The sequence below is a fragment of the Streptomyces sp. NBC_00727 genome, from assembly GCF_045161745.1.
Taxonomy (GTDB): domain Bacteria; phylum Actinomycetota; class Actinomycetes; order Streptomycetales; family Streptomycetaceae; genus Streptomyces.
Window position 1 is genome coordinate 1 of sequence record NZ_CP108982.1, and the last position, 17475, is coordinate 17475.

The 17475-nt window shown below is 68.0% G+C and carries 13 protein-coding genes and 2 pseudogenes; 9 read left to right on the top strand and 6 right to left on the bottom strand.

Going from position 1 to position 17475, the window contains the following annotated elements:
* Positions 1-512 precede the first annotated feature (512 nt).
* From OG242_RS31865 to OG242_RS31890, 6 genes are all read left to right on the top strand, one after another.
* Positions 513-2969: a Helicase associated domain protein gene (locus OG242_RS31865; RefSeq protein WP_331738736.1), complete on the top strand. Its 2457-nt coding sequence runs from the start codon at positions 513-515 to the stop codon at positions 2967-2969.
* 172 nt (positions 2970-3141) lie between these two features.
* Complete coding sequence (locus OG242_RS31870) at positions 3142-3354, top strand: KTSC domain-containing protein (RefSeq protein ID WP_405901802.1); 213 nt, start codon at positions 3142-3144, stop codon at positions 3352-3354.
* A gap of 52 nt (positions 3355-3406) precedes the next feature.
* Positions 3407-5263 (top strand): AAA family ATPase, encoded by a 1857-nt coding sequence (locus tag OG242_RS31875; RefSeq protein ID WP_331738744.1) that lies wholly within the window; start codon positions 3407-3409, stop codon positions 5261-5263.
* Between the two features lie 792 nt (positions 5264-6055).
* On the top strand, positions 6056-7579 hold the full coding sequence (locus OG242_RS31880) for a Mu transposase C-terminal domain-containing protein (protein WP_405901459.1): 1524 nt from the start codon (positions 6056-6058) through the stop codon (positions 7577-7579).
* Positions 7569-8345, top strand: a complete 777-nt coding sequence (locus OG242_RS31885; RefSeq protein ID WP_136207106.1) for an AAA family ATPase — start codon at positions 7569-7571, stop codon at positions 8343-8345. The genes OG242_RS31880 and OG242_RS31885 overlap by 11 nt, the downstream gene beginning before the upstream one ends.
* Complete coding sequence (locus tag OG242_RS31890) at positions 8345-9376, top strand: hypothetical protein (protein ID WP_331738754.1); 1032 nt, start codon at positions 8345-8347, stop codon at positions 9374-9376. The genes OG242_RS31885 and OG242_RS31890 overlap by 1 nt, the downstream gene beginning before the upstream one ends.
* A gap of 198 nt (positions 9377-9574) precedes the next feature.
* Here the strand turns inward: OG242_RS31890 and OG242_RS31895 are convergent, their stop codons facing one another.
* A complete protein-coding gene (locus tag OG242_RS31895; protein WP_331738757.1) occupies positions 9575-9943 on the bottom strand; it encodes an IS3 family transposase in 369 nt (122 codons plus the stop codon).
* A 57-nt stretch (positions 9944-10000) separates the two neighbouring features.
* Between OG242_RS31895 and OG242_RS31900 the strand changes: the two genes are divergently transcribed.
* The 3 genes and pseudogenes from OG242_RS31900 to OG242_RS31910 all read left to right on the top strand — a co-directional run bounded on the left by OG242_RS31900 (position 10001) and on the right by OG242_RS31910 (position 11354).
* The gene (locus OG242_RS31900; protein WP_331739152.1) at positions 10001-10192 is read left to right on the top strand and encodes a hypothetical protein; all 192 of its coding nucleotides are present in this window, start codon (positions 10001-10003) and stop codon (positions 10190-10192) included.
* Between the two features lie 140 nt (positions 10193-10332).
* Positions 10333-10659, top strand: a pseudogene (locus OG242_RS31905) (hypothetical protein); the annotation flags it as partial.
* Positions 10660-10778: 119 nt separating this feature from the next.
* Entirely contained in the window at positions 10779-11354 is a 576-nt protein-coding gene (locus tag OG242_RS31910; RefSeq protein WP_331738760.1) for a hypothetical protein, read from the top strand.
* 249 nt (positions 11355-11603) lie between these two features.
* Here the strand turns inward: OG242_RS31910 and OG242_RS31915 are convergent.
* The 5 genes and pseudogenes from OG242_RS31915 to OG242_RS31935 form a co-directional block, all read right to left on the bottom strand.
* Positions 11604-12314, bottom strand: a pseudogene (locus tag OG242_RS31915) (ParB/RepB/Spo0J family partition protein); the annotation flags it as partial.
* Positions 12311-13549 carry a ParA family protein gene (locus OG242_RS31920; RefSeq protein WP_331738762.1) on the bottom strand — a complete coding sequence of 413 codons (1239 nt, stop codon included), beginning with the start codon at positions 13547-13549 and terminating at the stop codon, positions 12311-12313. The pseudogene OG242_RS31915 and the gene OG242_RS31920, both read right to left, overlap by 4 nt.
* Positions 13550-13762: 213 nt before the next feature.
* Complete coding sequence (locus OG242_RS31925) at positions 13763-14146, bottom strand: DUF6009 family protein (RefSeq protein ID WP_018521694.1); 384 nt, start codon at positions 14144-14146, stop codon at positions 13763-13765.
* A 123-nt stretch (positions 14147-14269) separates the two neighbouring features.
* Positions 14270-15805 carry a phage/plasmid primase, P4 family gene (locus OG242_RS31930; RefSeq protein ID WP_331738766.1) on the bottom strand — a complete coding sequence of 512 codons (1536 nt, stop codon included), beginning with the start codon at positions 15803-15805 and terminating at the stop codon, positions 14270-14272.
* Complete coding sequence (locus OG242_RS31935) at positions 15802-16818, bottom strand: bifunctional DNA primase/polymerase (RefSeq protein WP_331738770.1); 1017 nt, start codon at positions 16816-16818, stop codon at positions 15802-15804. The genes OG242_RS31930 and OG242_RS31935 overlap by 4 nt, the downstream gene beginning before the upstream one ends.
* Positions 16819-17475 lie beyond the last annotated feature (657 nt).

The window sequence follows — 17475 nt, forward strand, 5'->3', positions numbered from 1 at the left end:
CGCTTCGCGGTTCGTGACGAAGTGTTTGGAAAGCCGCTTCGCGCCTTTCGGATTTCCGCTTCGCTCCATCCGCGGGCTTCCGCTCCGCTCCAGCCCGAACTGCGGGGCGGGTCCGCTTCGCTCCCCCGCCCGGTTCCGGCTCCGCCGGAACGGCTGGCTACACGATGACGGTGCATCATTGCTGTTCTGTGTAGTATCCCGAGAAAACGGCCACCCCCGAACCGTGACACTCCATCATCCTGGCCCGAGTGCCGGCCCCGGGCCGTGGGTGCGGATTCCGCTTCGCTCCCCCGCACCAGACAGGCCATCAGTCGCTTCCGGGGGTGACTCCAGCGCCGGGACGAGGTGGCCTGAAACTCCCCCTGGGTACCATCGTCCCGCTACGATGGTACCTGTGCATCACCCGCATGTGCATCGCATCGTGCGTCACTGATGTGCTGTGTAGTATCCCGAACAGATCGCCACTTCCTCTGATGGCCACCTGTTCATTCCTGGATTTCCGGAGATCCGATATGCCGAGTACAGAGAAATTCACGCTCCGACCTCACCAGATCGAGGCCGTTGACGCTGTCGTGCGCGGCCTTGATATCCCTCCGGGGAAGAAGATCCCACGGGCCGGTCTGAGGGCCACCGTGGTGGCGGCCTGCGGCACGGGGAAGACGTTCATCGCCGCGCACTCCGCGCTCCGTCTGGCCCGTAACGGGCGGGTCCTGGTCCTGCTGCCGACTCTCGATCTGCTGACGCAGACCGTGCGGGAATGGCGGGCCGCCGGCCACCACGGACCCGCCGTCGCCGTCTGCTCGCTGGAGGACGACCCGCACCTGTGGGACCTCAAGGTCCGCTCCACAACGTCCGCACCGCAGCTGGCCCTGTGGCACGGACGCGGACCGGTAACCGTCTACGCCACCTACGCCTCCCTGCCCGTCCTCGCGGAAGCCCACGAGGGCGCATACGGGCTGCCCATGGACGTCTTCGACCTCGTGGTCGTCGACGAGGCCCACAGAACAAGTGGCTCGGCAGGAAAGGCGTGGGCCGCGGTTCACGACCAGGACATCATCCCTGCGATGCGCCGGCTCTACATGACCGCGACGCCCCGCATCTGGAAGGAGCGGCCGCCCCGGCCCTCCTGGGCGCAGCGGCAGGCCGGGGCCGGTCAGCTGTGGGACCCGCTGCCGCAGGACATGGCCTGCTCCATGGACGATCCCAAGGTCTTCGGCCCCGTCGTCTACGAGCTGTCACTCGCATCAGCCGTCTCCCGGGGCCTGCTGGCGCGGTATCAGATCGTCGTCGTGGAACTGACGGACCCGGTCGTCACCCCAGCCCGGCTCGCCAGACCGGAGAAGCGGGACGAGGACGTCCGCGGCGAACGCATGGGCGCGCTCCAGGCCGCACTGCTGGAGACCATGGCCGAACACGGGCTGCAGACCACCATCACCTTCCACCACCGCACCATCGAAGCAGCCGCCTTCGCCGGAGGGCTGGGCCGGGTCGCGAAGCGGCTCCACGCCGCAGACTCCGAGCGGTATCCAAAACGGGTGTGGGCGAACTGGCTGTGCGGGGACCACGAGCCCGACCACCGCCGCCAGGTCCTCGCCGACTTCGGCCGCCGCGCCGGACGCGCCGTGCTCTCCAACTGCCGCGTCCTGGGCGAAGGCCTCGACATCCGAGCCGTCGACTCCGTCGCCCTCCTCGACCCCAAGGGATCAGCCGTCGACATCGTCCAGGCCATCGGCCGGGCACTGCGGCAAAAACCCGGACAGGGGAAAATGGCGACCCTGATCGTGCCCGTCTTCCTCGCACCGGATGAAAAGCCCGAAGACATGCTCACCTCCAACTCGTATCGGCCCTTGGTGAAGGTTCTGGAGGGGCTTCGGGCACACGACGAGCGTGCTATCGAGCTGCTGGCCATTCCTCAGGAACAGCGGAAGGCGGTCGTTGATCCGTCGCCTCCGATCGGTCCCCCGCCGGAGGAGGGTCAGGAGGACACGCGGCCGCTGCTGCGGTTCGCCGCCCCCAGGGATCCGGTGGTGATCGCGAAGTGGGTACGGTTCAACGTCATCAGCACCGAACGCCAGGACTGGCAGCGCGGCTACGACGCCGCCCGCCGCTACTACGAGCGCGAAGGCGACCTGGACGTGCCCTACGAGCACACCGAGGGCGCCTACCCGCTCGGGAGGTGGCTGTCCGACCAGCGGCGTGCCTACCGCGCCGGGACCATGAACGGCGAGCGCGCCGACGAGCTGGAGGAGCTCGGCATGGTGTGGGACACCGCCGACGCCGCCTTCGAAGAGAATCTCGCCGCCGCCCGCGCCTACTTCAAGGAGGCCGGCACCTTGGCCGCGCCCCGGCACGCCACCGCCCTCGACCGGCATGTCGGGCAATGGCTCACCAACCTCCGCCGGCCAGGCGGACTCGGGAAGGACACCGGTCGGGCGCAGCGGCGGGCGGAGCAGCTCGCCGCGATCGATCCGGACTGGAACCCGCGGCTCCTCGGATGGACTGTGGACTGGCAACGCTGCTACGTCGGCCTGGCCGCCCTCCTGGACGCCGGGAACACGCTGGAGAACGTCCAGCCCGGCGTGACCTACCGGGGCGACGACATCGGCCGCTGGGCCACCCGACAGACACGGGACTGGGCGCAGCTGAACGCGGAGCAGCGGCGGCGACTGGAGGAGCTGGGTGTAAGGCCACGGGCGGTTGTACGAGCGCAGAAGGCCCCCGCGCGGGGTGCGGCGAAGGCTGGGGCTGGGAAGGGCTCCGAAGCCTTCCAACGGGGCGTACAAGCCCTGCAGCAATACATCGCACGGGAAGGAAAGACCACCGTCGGAAGGCAGCATGTCGAAGAGCTGCCGGACGGGACGTCGGTGCGCCTGGGCGTATTTCTCAGCAACCACAAGAGCCGGCGGGACCGACTGAGCGACGACCAACTCACCACCCTCGCCGGCTTGGGGCTGGAGTGGGCGGCGTAGGGGTGGAGACGGACTGTACTGCTGGTTCTCAAGCGGTGAGGTGCAGGTCTGGGCAGCCCTGCTGTTCTACGAGAACGAGAGGCTTCGGAACCTCGCTGGCACAGCCGAGTACCGCGCTATCATTTCGGTCAATCGTGCAACGCTTGGCACGTTAGCTGTAGGAGGCGCCTTGTTGCATGAGCCGGTCCGCTCCTCCAACCTCCGATCGGTGGGCTACGACCAGGCGGAGCGTGTGCTTGAGGTCGCCTTTCACGGTGGAGGGTTGTATCGCTACGAGAACGTGCCCGCAGAGGTGCACGTGGCGTTGATGATGTCCTCCGGTAAGGGCGGTTACCTAGCCCAGTTCGTGAAGGGCCGATATCGGTACCGTTTGATTTCGGGCTGACAGCCCGGTAGTTGTTCCAAAACCGCTCCATCGTTGTCGAGTCGAGGCATGCGTGCAGATCTGCTCCGTTTCTGTTGAGGGCTTCCGCTGCCTGGCGAACATCAACAATGTTCCTGTCCTGCCGCAGACGGTTCTGACTGGTCAGAACGAGGGTGGGAAGAGTGCTCTGCTGGACGCGCTGGACTTCCTGCTTCATGGGACTGCGCTGAGCGAGCGCGATCTCACCTATGTCAGCGATGGGGTCGTGCAAGAACCGGTGCACAGCGAGGACGCGGTCGCGCCGCACGCGCGGGTGCCTCAGACCACCGTGATGGGCGATTTCACCCTCAGCGCCAACGAGCAGCAGCATTTCGCCCTGCCTGAGCGGGTACAGATTCGCCGTCGCTTCCGCCCGGAAGCGGGTGCGTTCCTGGAGATCCGCCGCCGCGTCTGCCGGATCCCTGAGCTACGCGACTTGGAAGCGGTGAAGCTGGCGGGCCTTAGGGAACTCGCAGCTACCCACGGGGTCGAGCCCGTCGGGCAGTTGAATGCGCGGAACAGTTGGGAGCAGCCCCTCCGGGAGTTGGCCCAGCGGATGGAGCAGGTCGATGCGTGGGTGGCGGCGGACTCCGAGGTAGCTGCTGCGATGCCGTCCATGGTGTATTTCAAGGGCGACTCGGTCCAGGCGCCTGAGGCTGTGGTCCAGAGTCTGCTCAACTCCCGGCTGCGCGAGTACACGCGCGCCGATGAGGTGGCTAAGCGAGTGGCGGATCTTGAGGGCTATCTTGCCGAGTCGCTGACACCCGACATCGACAGCATCCGCGGGCACATCGCGCAGCGGTGTGCCCTGCCTTCGGTGGAACTGGACCCTCAGGTGCAGGTGCGTCCTGCGCTAGTCGGGGTGGAACTGAACATTGTGGACTCGCAGGGGAGGCGGTTTCCGCTCTCGTCGGCCGGGACTGGTCGCTCGCGCCGTATCTCGCTGGCCTTGTGGGAAAGCAGCAACGACCTGGGACAGGACCAGGCGCAGGAAGGACCTGCCTCGGATGTCGTGTTCGTTTACGACGAGCCTGACACCCACCTGGACTACTCCCACCAGCGGCGGATCATGGCATTGATCCAGTTGCAGTCGTCACGGCCGAACGCGCGCGTCATTGTGGCGACGCACTCACTCAACCTGATCGACGGAGTCGACATCTCGTCCGTGGTGCACCTACGCACCCACGAGGGGCAGGTTCGGGCGGAAGTCCTGAGCGAGGACAGCGCAGACATTGATGTGCGCCGCCACCTGTCGACAATCGCGACCACGCTGGGGTTCCGCAACAGTGTTCTGCTACACGAGCGGTTCTTCGTCGCGGTGGAGGGGGTGTCCGAAACATCCGCGTTCCCGATCTTGTTCCGCAAGCACGCCGGGTACCCCATTCAGTCCGCTGGTATCTGCCTGTGGGCTGGGGGAAGCAATGAGGGTGCCTTGCGATTTGCCAAGTTCCTCAAGGAACACGGCCGCGACGTTGCGTTCGTCGTCGACAAGGACAGCCGTGCGAACCAGAAGCACGTCTTCCGGGACGCCAAGCTCAAAGAGCATGGCTTCGACCCCACCGAGGAGTGCTTCTACCTCGGTTCCCCCAACGAGCTCGAAGACCTGTTCACCGACGGCGACTGGGCCGATACGGCCAACGCGCTGTGGAAGCCGAACACCGAGCGCGAGGCTTGGCAGCCTGCGGAAATCGAGGCACTGCGGTCCGGAAAGTTCAGCTCTCAGCTGCTGGGCTTGTTCAAGGCCGGCTCGGACGATGGACCTCAGAACAAGGAAGACCTCATGGTAGGCATCGCCGCGCACCTTGGTAAGGACCGCATCCCTGCTGCGCTCTCAGCAATCTTCAACTCCCTGATCGATCGCGCGCAGAACGCGGGGCCGCATCTGTGGTAGACGTCGCGCTGCCAGCCTGACGTGCCGCGCGCCGTACCTTCATACGCTTGAGTCGTTGTTCACGCGTCGGCGCCTCCCACGTGTGCAGGCCGACCGAAGCTACCCACTGTGAGCCGTGATGGCCCTGGTCATCGCCACACCAGCGGCATCCGTCAGGGGAAGGCAGGTCCTTGCGATGTACGCGTATCGTCCGCCCATCACCCATGGAACACCGCCCATATGCGTCGGAATGCCTTCGATATGAATACTTCCCCCGGAAGGTCATGCTCAAAGATTCCCACATGCCACTGACAGTCCTACGGCCCAATCCGGGCTGCCACAAGCACTGTGCCGCTGGCGGGCCAAGGTACTGGTAATTACCGCAAGCACCCTGCTGCTCGCCGGACACGATGCTGCAGACGAACTCGTTCTCCACGCGCTCCCACTAGGGCCTTCATCCTGCTCTGACCAGCGGAGATGCGAACCTGAGCAGCAACGGCGTGCCGAGCCATGATGCCGTGGCATTCCAGTGCCTCGGTCGGTCTGTCGAATGCGGAGCGATCTGCCAGACGGCTCCAGCGGTCGGACGCGGCTTCGCAACGGCGCGGCCGTAACGGATGGCAACGGTCGCTGTCAGCCGTATGCCGATTCCGGTCAGCCCGGTACCGAGGAGCTGGGATACCTGGGTCCAGGACGGCGGGGTGCCGTCTCGGACTCGGCAGAGAGGGGCCGTACATGCGGGGAAGCCGTGGTGAGATTCCCGCGGACGCCTCGATGGCCGTGTTCCCGCCCGCGTCGGGGCGTGCTGCGGCCATGCCCCGGCTGCTGGACCTCGACGGGCGTGGAGAGCTGACGGCCGCGCATGTGCGCCTGGTGGCGCAGGCGTTGGGGAAGTCGGAGCGGACGGTATGGCGGTGGCTGGCCGCTGCCCGGAAGGATCACCGTCTCGCTCGGGTGGAGTCGTCCCGTTTCACGGTCACCACGGAGGTCCGGCGGCTGCTGGCGCTGTGGGGCGGGAACGCCTCCCGGGTCCATGCCGAGCTGGCACAGCGGGCAGCCGAGGATCCGGACGCGCCCCCAGTCCCGTCGCTGTCCACGTTGCACCGGGCGATCCGGCGGGACCTGACCCGCGGGGAGCGGGCCGGACTCAGGAGCGGGGAATCCGCCCGGCGCGCGCATGACGTGTTCGGACAGCGGCCGGCCACACACCGCAACGCGGTATGGGAGGGCGACCACAAGCACGTACCCGTCGAGGTGGACGTCGAGGGTGAGCTGGCCACTCCGTGGGTGACCTGGTTCATCGACTGCGCCACCAGGGCCATCACCGGGGTGGCCGTCACCGCCCACCCTCCGAGCCGGGACGCGGTGCTGGCCTCCCTGCGCATCGCAATCACCCGCAGCGCACCGTTCGGCCCCCTCGGCGGACTGCCGGGACAGATCCGGGTCGACCGCGGCAAGGAGTTCCTGTGCCGGGCGGTCACCGCGGCGATGGGCGCGCTCGCCGTCCCCGTCACCGACCTCCCCGCCTACACCCCACACCTGAAAGGGACGATCGAGGCGCTGAACGACGCGGTGGAGGAGATGTTCCTCGTCTCGCTCCCCCGCTACACCGGCCGGCAGAAACTCACCGGCGGCCGGACCGCCGACCCCGAAGCCCCGCCCCTGACGTACGAGGCGTTCGTGGGACTGCTGCTGGACTGGGTGACCTGGTGGAACACCCGCCACCAGCCGTCCGCGCTGCACGGGCAGACCCCCCTCCAGGCGTGGCAGGCCGACGCGACTCCGCTCACGGATGTGTCCGCGGGGCAGCTGGCGACGTTCGTGCTGGAGGACAACGGGCGCACGTACACGATCAGCACGTCCGGGGTGCGGTGGCGCCGGCGCGACTACCTCGCCCCGTGGATGAACGGCCGCACAGGCACCAGAGTCTCGGTACGGCACCTGCCCCATCACGACGACACCATCGAAGTCTTCGACGCCGATACCGGCCGCCATCTCGGTTCGGCGTTCCTGGCCGCCGCGGCGAGCCGTGAGCAGATCCGCTCCGTCCAAGCCGCACGTACCGCAGCAGCCCGGCGGCTCAAGGCTGATCTGAAAGCCGCGGAAAAGCTGCGCCGCCGGCGCTTCGAAGCCTCCACCACCGCAGCCCCACCCAGGGCGCTCACCTCTTCGACCGCTGCGCAGGCCGAAGAGGAGCTCGGTGCGGCGGCTCAGACGGACCGCCGTGCGCTGGCTCGTCCCGATCTCGTACCGCACGGCCCAGCGCCCGACACCTGGGCCCGTCCCAGGCCGCCACGCACACCCACTCCTGACAAGGACCGAGCCGATGATCACTGAGCTGGACTACGGGCTGCTGCCCGACGAGAGCGAAGACCACTTCCTGGGCCTGGAGCAGGCGCAACTGGTGGGCACCGATACGCTCCTGACCACCCGGGACAACATCGAAGCCGTCATCGAGGCCAAGGCCATGATGTGCGTCTACGGGCCGGCCGGATCCGGCAAGACGATGTCGGTGAACTCCGCGCTGCGCCACCTCGCACCGGACATCACCCACCGCCTGGAACTGCGGGCCGGACCGACCCCGCGAGACATTCGGCACGGTCTCTTCCAGGCACTGGGACTGCCCGGTGAGCCGCCGGCCCGCCCGATCGAGTTCGACACCCTCCTCAAAGAGGCACTCGCCGAGGAATTCAGGGTCCTGGTCTGTGACGAGGCGCAGTGGATGAAGAAGACCGGGTTCGAGTTCTGGCGCCACCTGTGGGACGACAAGCGCACCAACATCGCGGTGATCTTCGCCGGGGGCGACGGCTGCTACAAGGTTCTGCGCCGCGAGCCGATGCTGGCCTCCCGGATCTTCATCTGGCAGGAGTTCACCCGCATGTCCAAGGACGAAGTGAGGGAGACGATTCCCGCCTTCCATCCTGTCTGGGCCGATGTGGACACCGCGCTGATCGACGCGATCGACAAGCAGGCCGCCCATGGCAGCTTCCGCAACTGGGCCAACATCACCACCCACATCCTGGCCGGCATGAAGAAACTGCACCTCAATAAGGTCGACGAAGACCTCGTGCGCTGGGTCTACAGCAAAATCGGCGGCATGTAATGACAGCCGGCAGTCTCCCAGCCGTCACCGTCGTCATCGACAAGCACGACCACCCCGACTGGACGACCGCCGCTCACCACGCGCATCACCCGGGCCTCGGACGCCTGACCATCGACCCCAGCCCCGCCAACGGAGCACCCGCCGCCCTCGCCCACGACCTTCTCTATGCCCTGGGCAAACGACTCCCCCCAGGCGGAGAAACGTACGGGACGTGGGCCGACTCCCAGCGCCCCGCCTGGGACGCCGTCGCCACCTGGATCCTCACCCACCACATCGGACACCTCATCGTCTGCCGCACCGACCGCCTCACACACGCCCGCCGGCAACAACTCCTCGCCCTGCGGGAACAATGCGGCATCCGCCTCACCCTCCTGTGGCACCGCCCCGTCACCCCCGCCCTGACAACACTCCTCGAAGCCACCCCATACCGACTCATCGACGCCCTCCCCCGAGCCCGGAACGCGCTGACCCAGACCGGGCATTCAGCGTCCAGCACCAGAAACACGGGACACTGGCACCACCGGCACATCAAGGACGACGGACAGTGGATCACCCCACCCGCACCGTCCAACGGCACGGTGACAGGCCGTCCGAAACGGGCGCAGTGCCAGGGCGCCCCCGTACTCGCCCCGACAACGAACAACGCACCACCCGCGCGAGAGCGTCACCACCTACCAACGGACGCCCTCGTCGCACGGCTGGCCACGGTGGCACACCCCCTGCACGCAACAGCGCTGACCATCCACGCGGTCACCGGAGCAGACCTCACCCGGCTCGCTCTCATCCGCGGCATCGACATCAACGAAGCAGCAACCGCTGTCAAAGTCCACGACAGCACCGCCCACCGCAGATGCCAGGTCCACCCACTCCCCACCTGGACACACCAGCTCATACGCGCCGCCGGCATTCACGGACACCTCAAGGGCCGTACCGCCGACAGTCCGCTCTTCCCACTCATCACAGTCCAGAACGGCGAACAACTCACCCGCGCCGCAACAGGGATCCGCTACCACCTGAAACCCATGCCGTAAAAGGCCATGCCTACCACCTTCGGCCAGCAACGCCCCGGCACCGCCGCACGGCCGTGACCAGCAACAACACCCACCCATCTGTACCAACCGGCAACAAACTGACCCGCACCATCACCAAAAACGTCAGCACCGGATCGGCATTCCTGACAACAACCGAGCCACCCACAACAACCCACAGAGCAGCAGAGAGCCCGCTACTCACCCACTGACATCAAAACGCCGAACCACCACCGACAAAAACTCGCAGATCATCAATCCGCGAACCGCGCCGGTGACGCCGAGCTCGCGCATCAGGCGCTCGACCGTGCACCGGGCCACGACGTGGCCCTGGCGGTGCAGCTCGCGCCAGACCTTCCTGGCCCCGTAGACACGGTAGTTGACGTCGAAGATCTGCTGGATGAGCGGCTTCAGCTCGGCATCGCGGACCGTGCGGGCCGACGGGGCCCGGAGTCGCTTGCGGTGGGCGTAATAGGTGGAGGGGGCGATCTTGCAATCGTGCTCGGTGAGCACGCGGCAGATCGGCTCGACACCGCCGAAGCGGGCCCGGTGCTCGCCGATGAACGCCACGAGCGTGTGTGTGGCCGGTCGAGCTCGGCCGCGAAGAAAGACGCCGCAGCCTTCAGGATGTCGTTCGCCCGATTCAGCTCGGCGATCTCCTTCTTCATCGCCTTGATCTGCGCGGACTCCTCCGTGGTCGTCCCCGGACCCTTCCCGGAGTCGACCTCGTCCCGCTTCACCCAGTTCCGCAGGATCTCGGCCGAACCGATCCCGAGCTTGTCCACGACCACCTGCACCACGGCCGACCCGTTCGGATAGTCAACGCGCACCTCAGCGACCATACGCACCGCACGACGGCGGAGCCCAACAAGATAGGAAGAAGGACGTGCCATAACTCGATCCCTTCACGGAAACGAGTCTCTACCGAACCCGGAACGGTTCAGCCCCACGAAACGACAGCCGGGGCGGGACAAGGCATGGGGCAGCTCGGCGGTCTTTCGCTGCTCAACTCGAGCGTTCCGCCCGGGCGCCTCGCAGAGGCCAATGCCGCTCTGAACGCGGGCGGTTACGTGCCGGCGGGGCTGCTGTCCGTGTACGTCGGGTATCTCAGCGACGGCGTGGGGCTGACCGGTGCCGCCACGGTGTTCGGTGTAGTCCTCTCGGGGCTTGCGATCGCAGGTGGTGCGGTGGTGCGGTGGTGCTCGCCTCGCGCCGGCGAGGCGGTGGGGTCTGAGGGACGGGGCTGCAGCGCATTATTACGGCGTAATAATGCGGGCGGTCCGTAGGAGGAGGCGGGTCTCCCCCGTGCGAGGGAGACGGTGGGGGCGGAGTCGCCTTCCGGACCTGAGGAAGCTCGTACGCGGAGCCGACGACTGTGGGCTGGCGCGTCGACATGATGGTGCATATGAATTCCACACCGCCCCGTTGGGCAGTCCGGGCCGCCCACCTCTGTGCGCTCGTCACGCTGCCGACCGGCCTCTGGCGCCTGCTTCTGGCGACGGGCCACCAGGCCGGCTACACCGATGCGGGCTACGCGGCGATGGACTTCACCGGGTGGGGTGCGGGTTACGTCATCGGTCTCAGCCTCGTCAGCGAGGCGGTCGGGCTTCTCGCTCTCGGACTCGTACGGCCGTGGGGCGAGGTTGTCCCCGGCTGGGTTCCCCTGCTTGGCGGGCGGCTGCTCCCCCGCCTCGCGGTTGTCGTCCCGGCTGCCTTGGGGGCCCTTGTGCTGACGGTCCTGTGGACGCCGCTCGTCGCTTGGTGGGCTCTCCCCCACTCCGACCTGACCGTGCGCGGCAACCTGGTCGTGGGGCTGCTCTATCTGCCGCTGGTCGCCTGGGGGCCGCTGCTCGCGGCCGTGACGGTCTCGTACAACCGCCGTCGTCGGTCGGCTGCCCCCGATTATTACGGCGTAATACTGCGAGCGGACGGAGTGGCGGGCGCGCCCTCTGGCCGAGCGCCCTCACTTATTACGCCGTAATAAGTGAGGGCCGGGCACGGATTATTACGGCGTAATAATCCGTGCCCGGCCCTCTGCGGTGGGCTACGTCTCCGCCCTCATCCGCTTCGACTCCTCGATCTTGAAGTCGACGAGCAGCTCTGTGAGCTTGCGGCGGGATGGGACGTCGAGCTCGGCGATGATCAGGCTTGCCAGGGTGTAGGCGTCGGTCGAGGGCAGGCGGGTGGGGGGCTCCGCGGCGGACTGGCGCTCCTGCTTGGGGGTGCGGGGCTTCTGGGTTCTGGTGGCCTTCAGGTGCTCGAGGTGGGCCTCCTGGTCCTCGGCCTTCTTCTTGCCGACCAGACGCAGTGTGGCCGCGGACTCCTCGCCCGACTGGAGCTTTTCCTTGAGCGAGGGGGTCAGGGTCAGCAGCGCGAGGCGCTGGGAGACCCAGCCCTGGGAGCGGTGGAGGCGGGCGGCGAGGGCTTCCTGGGTACCGTGGATCTTCAGGAGCTGTTCGAGGGCCTTGGCCTCGTCGAGGTGGTTGAGCTCCTGGCGGTGGATGTTGGCGACGAGGGCCGATTCCAGTATCTCGTCGGGGTTGCTGCCCAGCTTGTCGTCGAGCATCACCTTGATCTCGGTGAGGCCGGCTTCGCGGGCGGCGGCGAGGCGGGAGTTGCCGTCGATGACGACGTACTTGGTGCCGGGTTCGAGGTCGTCCTCGCGGTCGGGGTTGCCTTCGAGGTAGGCGAAGCGGCCCATGATGCTGATGGCGGTCTTCTGGCCGTGGTCGCGGAGGCTGTTGCCGAGGTCGGTGAGGTCGCCGAGGTCCGTCCTGGGGTTGTCGGGGTTCAGGCTGATGGCATCGACGGGGAGTTGGACCGGGGGTGGGGCGCCCTCGGTGGGGGCGGCGGCGACCTGGTTGATGGCGGCGCGGCGGGCGCTGATGGACTGGGTCTGGCCGAAGGAGGAGCCGGCGCCGAGCCGGGATGCCTTGCTCATGAGATCTCCCGGGCGAGTGCGCGCAGGCCGACGGCCTGGTCGCAGCGGGGGGAGTAGGCGAGCAGGGGCTGCTTCACGCGTACGGCCTCCTTCTGTTCCTTGAGGTCGCCGATGACGCCGACGACCCTGGGGTCCTTTATCTCCATCCAGGAGTCGAGGGACGAGGTGGCGATGTAGCCGCGGCGGGCGTCGTAGTGGTTGACGACGATGCCGAGGTAGTCGAGTTCGAGGTGCATGTCGTCGCGGAGGTCCTCGATCTGGGAGGTGAGGAGTCCGTAGGCGTCGGCGGAGCTGTCCTCGGCCTGGACGACGACGAGGACGCCGGAGTTGCCCGGGGCCTCGCCCTGGCGGCGGCGGCCGTAGTAGGCGGCGGCGTCCATGCTGAGGCCGAGGCTGGGCGGGCAGTCGATGATGACGGCGTCGTAGTCGGCCTCGATCGCGGACAGGGCGCGTTCCAGAGCTGCTTCGCGGGCCCGGACCCCGGAGAGCTTGACGTCGAGGAGGAAGGCGTCGGTGCAGGCGGGCAGCAGGTGGAGGCGGTCGCCGAAGCGGGGGTCCTCGATGGGGACGACGAGGTCGGTGAGGCGGCCCTTGGCCTCGCCCGCCATGTGCTTGGTGAGGCTGTCGCCCTCGATGGGCAGCGGCTGGTGGCCGAGCTGCTTGGTGAGGTGGCACTGGGGGTCGAAGTCCACGAGGAGGACGCGCAGTCCGAGGCCGGGGAGGTCCTCGTAGTCGAGGGGTGAGGGGTCCGCGTCCTCGGCGAGCGCGGCCGCGAAGTGCTTGGAGATGCGGACGGGGTGGAGCGCGCCGGGGTCCTCGGCGAGGGCTTCGCCGGTGCCTGCGGCGATGGCGGTCTTGCCGACGCCGCCCTTCTGGTTGCACGTGATGATGCGCTTGGGGTGTTCGGGGCGTACGACGGTGGGCGCCGGGTTCGTCTCCAGCCACATCACGACGGACTGGGCGAGGCCCTGGATGAGGGAGAGGCCGCGGGAGGCACAGTCGGCGCGGAAGCCGTCCCACTGGCCGTCAGGCAGGAAGGTGGCGAAGGACTTGGCCCCGGCGGTATCGATGGGGGAGAGGTTGGAGCCGAGTCGCCGCCAGGCCTCGATGCCTGCTTCGACGGCGTGCTGGATGTCGATGTTGTGCTGGGCGGCCCGGATCTTCAGGTCCTGCTGCAGCACCGAGGGCAGCTTGGAGACGACCTTCTCGCGGTCGCCTGGGGAGGGCGAAGTCATGGCAGCACCTTACTAACTCCGATGATCCTTTTTGGTATCGGCGCGTTAGTTCTGCCTGTTTTTTGTTTGAGGGTCACTCAAGAGCCCGGCTCCGGAGTGGCCGTGGAGTCGGGCTGGAGGGCTCCGGGGAGGGGATCCGGGGCGGATATTACGGCGTAATAAGTCGGCGCGGGGTGGGGGGATTATTACGGCGTAATAATCCCCCCACCCCGCTCAGCTGCCGGTCTCCGCCGTCGCGGCCAGGCCGCGTTGCGAGCGGGGCGTCTTGTCGCCGACGCGCTTCGGCTCAATGGTGCTCGGGTCGACCGCTTCGCCTGGTGCGCCCTCGTGGTACGGACCGTCGGGGTCGGCGTCGCGGTCGTGGGGGAGGAGGAAGAAGACCCGGCGCAGGTGGAGGCCGCTGTCGGGGTCGGCCTCGGTGTGGGCCTCCAGCTCGGTGTAGCCGACCATGCGCCCGTCACGTTCGTAGCGGGGCTTCCCGCGGCGGCGGGTGGTCTTGTCGAGCGCCTGGCGTACGTAGTCGAGGTTGTCGGGGTTCTCCAGCCAGACCACGGCGTTCTCGTGGTGGAGGTCGCTCTCGTTCAGCAGCGAGCTCATGGCTGCAGCCCCTTTGTGTGTCGGCCGGCCGGGAGGAGGCCGGGGTGGGTGTGAGCACGTTCCCTGGTGGGGGCACCGTGTTCATGGTAGGCCGGACCGGCGGGTGCGCGCCGGGTGCGTGGGTCAGGCATGGCCGGTCCTGGAGTCGTCGTCGGCGAGGAGTCCGAGGCCGGGGTAGTACTTCTTGCCGCTGGACTTCATCATGTCGGCGGGCGAGGCGAGGGAGAGTTCCTGGCGGACCCGGGTTGCGAACGCGCGGGCCGTCGCGGGACGGATGCCTTCGCCCGCGCCGCACCAGCTGCTGTACGCGGCGTAGAGCAGGCCCTGTTCCACGCGGAGGTCCGACGTGTGGGTGGTGCAGCACTCGGCGAGGAAGCGGCCGATGTGGTCCTCGGTGGTGGCGTAGGCCGCGGTGGCCGAGCGCACCGTGGCGGGGCCGTCGAGTGGGTCGCGGGTGGCCAGGTAGAGCTTGGCGCCCTCGATGAGCCACTGCAGGATGCCGGGGCCCTCGCTCTGCACGAGCTCCTTGGCCAGGTTGTCGATCTTGCGGACGGCGGGGACGACGCGCTCGAACGGGATGAGGCGGATGCGGCGCCAGAACGCGTGGCCTCCGGTGCCGACTTCGGGGCGGTGGTTGCCCAGCAGCCAGAGCTTGTGGGTGGGGTTGAAGCTGAAGAAGTCCTGCCGCATCCGGCGGGCCATGATGCGGTCGCCGCCGGTCAGCAGCTTCACCCGGGACTCGTCGAACTTGTCGTTCGGCTTGAGCTCCGAGCAGACGACGATGCGGCGCCCGTGCAGTTCGGTCAGCTCGGTGGAGTGCTCGGAGAACTTGCCCTTCTCCATGAGAAAGCCCGGCGGGGCCGCCTGCGCGTAGTCGCCGAGGATCTGCGTCATGACGTCCAGAAGGACGGACTTTCCGTTCGCGCCGGTGCCGTACAGGAACGGGAGCACCTGGGCGCCGACGTCGCCGGTGACGGAGTAGCCGAGGAGCAGGTGGAGGAAGTGGATGGTCTCCTCGCCCTTGGCGTCGTCCCCGAACGTGTCGTGCAGGAAGCGGTGCCAGCGCGGGGTGGGCGTCGCCTCGGGCGCGACGCTGGTGGCCCGGGAGTGCATGTCGCCCTCGGGGTCGGGCTTGCGCAGGTACCCGGTGTGCAGGTCGACGACGCCCGCAGGGGTGCACAGCGCGTACGGGTCGCCGTCCAGGACGTCCGGGTCGAGGGCGAGCGCGGGGGAGGCCTTCGCCTGGGTGAGCATGGCCTTGATGCCCGGGGTCGACATGGAGCGTCGCCGGTGCGCGCGCACTTCCCGGTCGTTGTACTGGCCGGTGGGGTCGGTGGGGGGCATCTGTTCGGCCAGGTCGCCCGCGGCCCAGACGGCGGCCTTCTCGCCGCCGGTGCGCTTCCAGCGGTACTGGTCCCAGTGGTACCAGCCCAGGCCCTCGACGTGCCGGAACTGATCACCGAACATGACGGCGAACAGCTTGGCGTTGCCCCGGTCGGTCAGGAGCGCCGGCAACCGGCCCTCGGGCGGGGGCTCGTGGACCACGGGGGCGTTCTGCTGCGCGGGCAGGCCGGGGAGGCCGCCCTCGGTTTCGAGGGCGAGCATCTGCTGCGCTGCGGCAGTGGCGTCGAAGCGCGGGCTGCTGTCGGCGCTGCTCATGGGCGTCCTTCGGGATGGAGCGGGCGGGCTGCGCCGGCGGACAGGGCTGAGGCGATGACGGTGAGGCTGTGCCGGTGGCGGTGCGGGCGGGCGGCGTCGGCGGCGTCGGTGAGCAGGTCCTGTGCGCGGGGTTCGGCCAGGTGCCCGGCCGCGACGAGGCCACCCGCCGTGTAGGCGGCGCGGTTGAGCTTCTCGGTGAAGGCCATGCCCTCGGCTGCCGCCGCGCAGGCCCGGACCTCTGCGAGCAGGGGTTCGAGCAGCCGGAGTGCCCGTGAGGTACCGCGTACCGCGCGTACAGGCCGGGGCGCTGGGACACGTGCCGGTGCGGGCTGCGGGGCGTGGCCGGTGCGGCTGAGTTCGGCGGCGAGCCAGTCGGGCAGGAGTGCGGGCAGGCGGGCGGCGCCGACTGGGGTGTAGGTGCCTGCCGGGGTCCGGGTGGCCGGGGTGACGATGTAGCCGCCGACCGCGCGGACGTCGACCTGCCAGGCGAGGGCGACCTTGGGGCTGGAGCCCACCGAAGAGCGGTAGCTCGGTGCTCCGGGAGCAGTGCGGTACCAGACGTGGAGGCCGCCGGACGGGGTGCGGACGCGGAGGGTCGATTCGTCGTCCGCGGGGCTGGGGGCGCCGCGCAGGGCGGCGAGGAGGGCGAGGGTGTCGAAGCCGGAGGCCAGGCCGGTCAGGTTGACGTTCTCGTGGATCGGGATGCCGGGCAGTAGCCGGTCGCGGTGCGGGACTTCGGCACTGTGTGCGTCGACGTCCAGTACGACGAGGCCGGCCGGGCCGCACGAGACGCCGACGCCGAGGGCCGGGTTGACGCCCCACCAGGCGGCCAGGAGCTTCGGGTCGGTGGTCGCGGCGTGGAAGCCGTGGCACCACCTGCCTGCGGGCAGGCAGGCACAGTCCGCGGGGCGGTGGGGGTCCTCGCGGCAGGCCGGACAGTTGCCCGCGGGGGTTTTGCGCCCAGCGGCCAAGGGGTGGACGGGCCAGCCGTTCGCCGCGCACCACCGGGCCATGTCGAAGGGACTCGTGGGTCCCGCCGCATGCGGGCCACTGGTCTCTCTTTGACGCGGCACGCTGATCGTCCTTGCCGAGGGGCCAACAGGTCGTTGAGTCCTGAACGATTCAGTCCCTCTTAAGAAAAGCCCAGGTCAGCGCGGTTCCACTACTGGGCTGAGGGACTGAAGGGACTGAGTTTTCAGATTCGGATCAGAGCCTACAACAGGCGTCCCGCGGTGGGCGGGAGTCTTCGTTCCGCGAGTCCCTTCGGTCCCTTGCCCGGGGAGGAGTTGTGTGTCCGGGCCGGGCGTGTCGGGCAGCTGTGCCGAGCGCGGCGGGGAGGGACCGAAAGGGAGGGACTGAACGCGGAGCGGAGGGACTGGAAGTTTTGGTCCCTCTTCGGTCCCTCGGGTGAAAGTGCAGGTCAGGGGCTTGCAGGCGGAAAACGGAGGGACTGAAGGGACTCAAGGTCGGTAGTTATCAGCGCTTCAGGAACAGAGTAGTAAGTACAAAGGGATATATAGGGTTGTTCTACGCACGTGCGCATACACACGCCTGCATAATCGGTTATAACTGCCAACCTTGAGTCCCTTCAGTCCCTTCAGACCCTGGTTCTTCGGAAACGCAAGCCTCTGACCTGCGGTTTTGCTGGAGGGGCTGAAGAGGGACCGAAT

Coding starts and splice junctions, on each gene's coding strand:
- OG242_RS31900 (WP_331739152.1), top strand. CDS start 10,001: ATGTCGTTCGCCCGATTCAGCTCGGCGATCTCCTTCTTCATCGCCTTG.
- OG242_RS31885 (WP_136207106.1), top strand. CDS start 7,569: ATGATCACTGAGCTGGACTACGGGCTGCTGCCCGACGAGAGCGAAGAC.
- OG242_RS31925 (WP_018521694.1), bottom strand. CDS start 14,146: ATGAGCTCGCTGCTGAACGAGAGCGACCTCCACCACGAGAACGCCGTG.
- OG242_RS31920 (WP_331738762.1), bottom strand. CDS start 13,549: ATGACTTCGCCCTCCCCAGGCGACCGCGAGAAGGTCGTCTCCAAGCTG.
- OG242_RS31865 (WP_331738736.1), top strand. CDS start 513: ATGCCGAGTACAGAGAAATTCACGCTCCGACCTCACCAGATCGAGGCC.
- OG242_RS31880 (WP_405901459.1), top strand. CDS start 6,056: ATGCCCCGGCTGCTGGACCTCGACGGGCGTGGAGAGCTGACGGCCGCG.
- OG242_RS31890 (WP_331738754.1), top strand. CDS start 8,345: ATGACAGCCGGCAGTCTCCCAGCCGTCACCGTCGTCATCGACAAGCAC.
- OG242_RS31910 (WP_331738760.1), top strand. CDS start 10,779: ATGAATTCCACACCGCCCCGTTGGGCAGTCCGGGCCGCCCACCTCTGT.
- OG242_RS31930 (WP_331738766.1), bottom strand. CDS start 15,805: ATGAGCAGCGCCGACAGCAGCCCGCGCTTCGACGCCACTGCCGCAGCG.
- OG242_RS31935 (WP_331738770.1), bottom strand. CDS start 16,818: ATGGCCCGGTGGTGCGCGGCGAACGGCTGGCCCGTCCACCCCTTGGCC.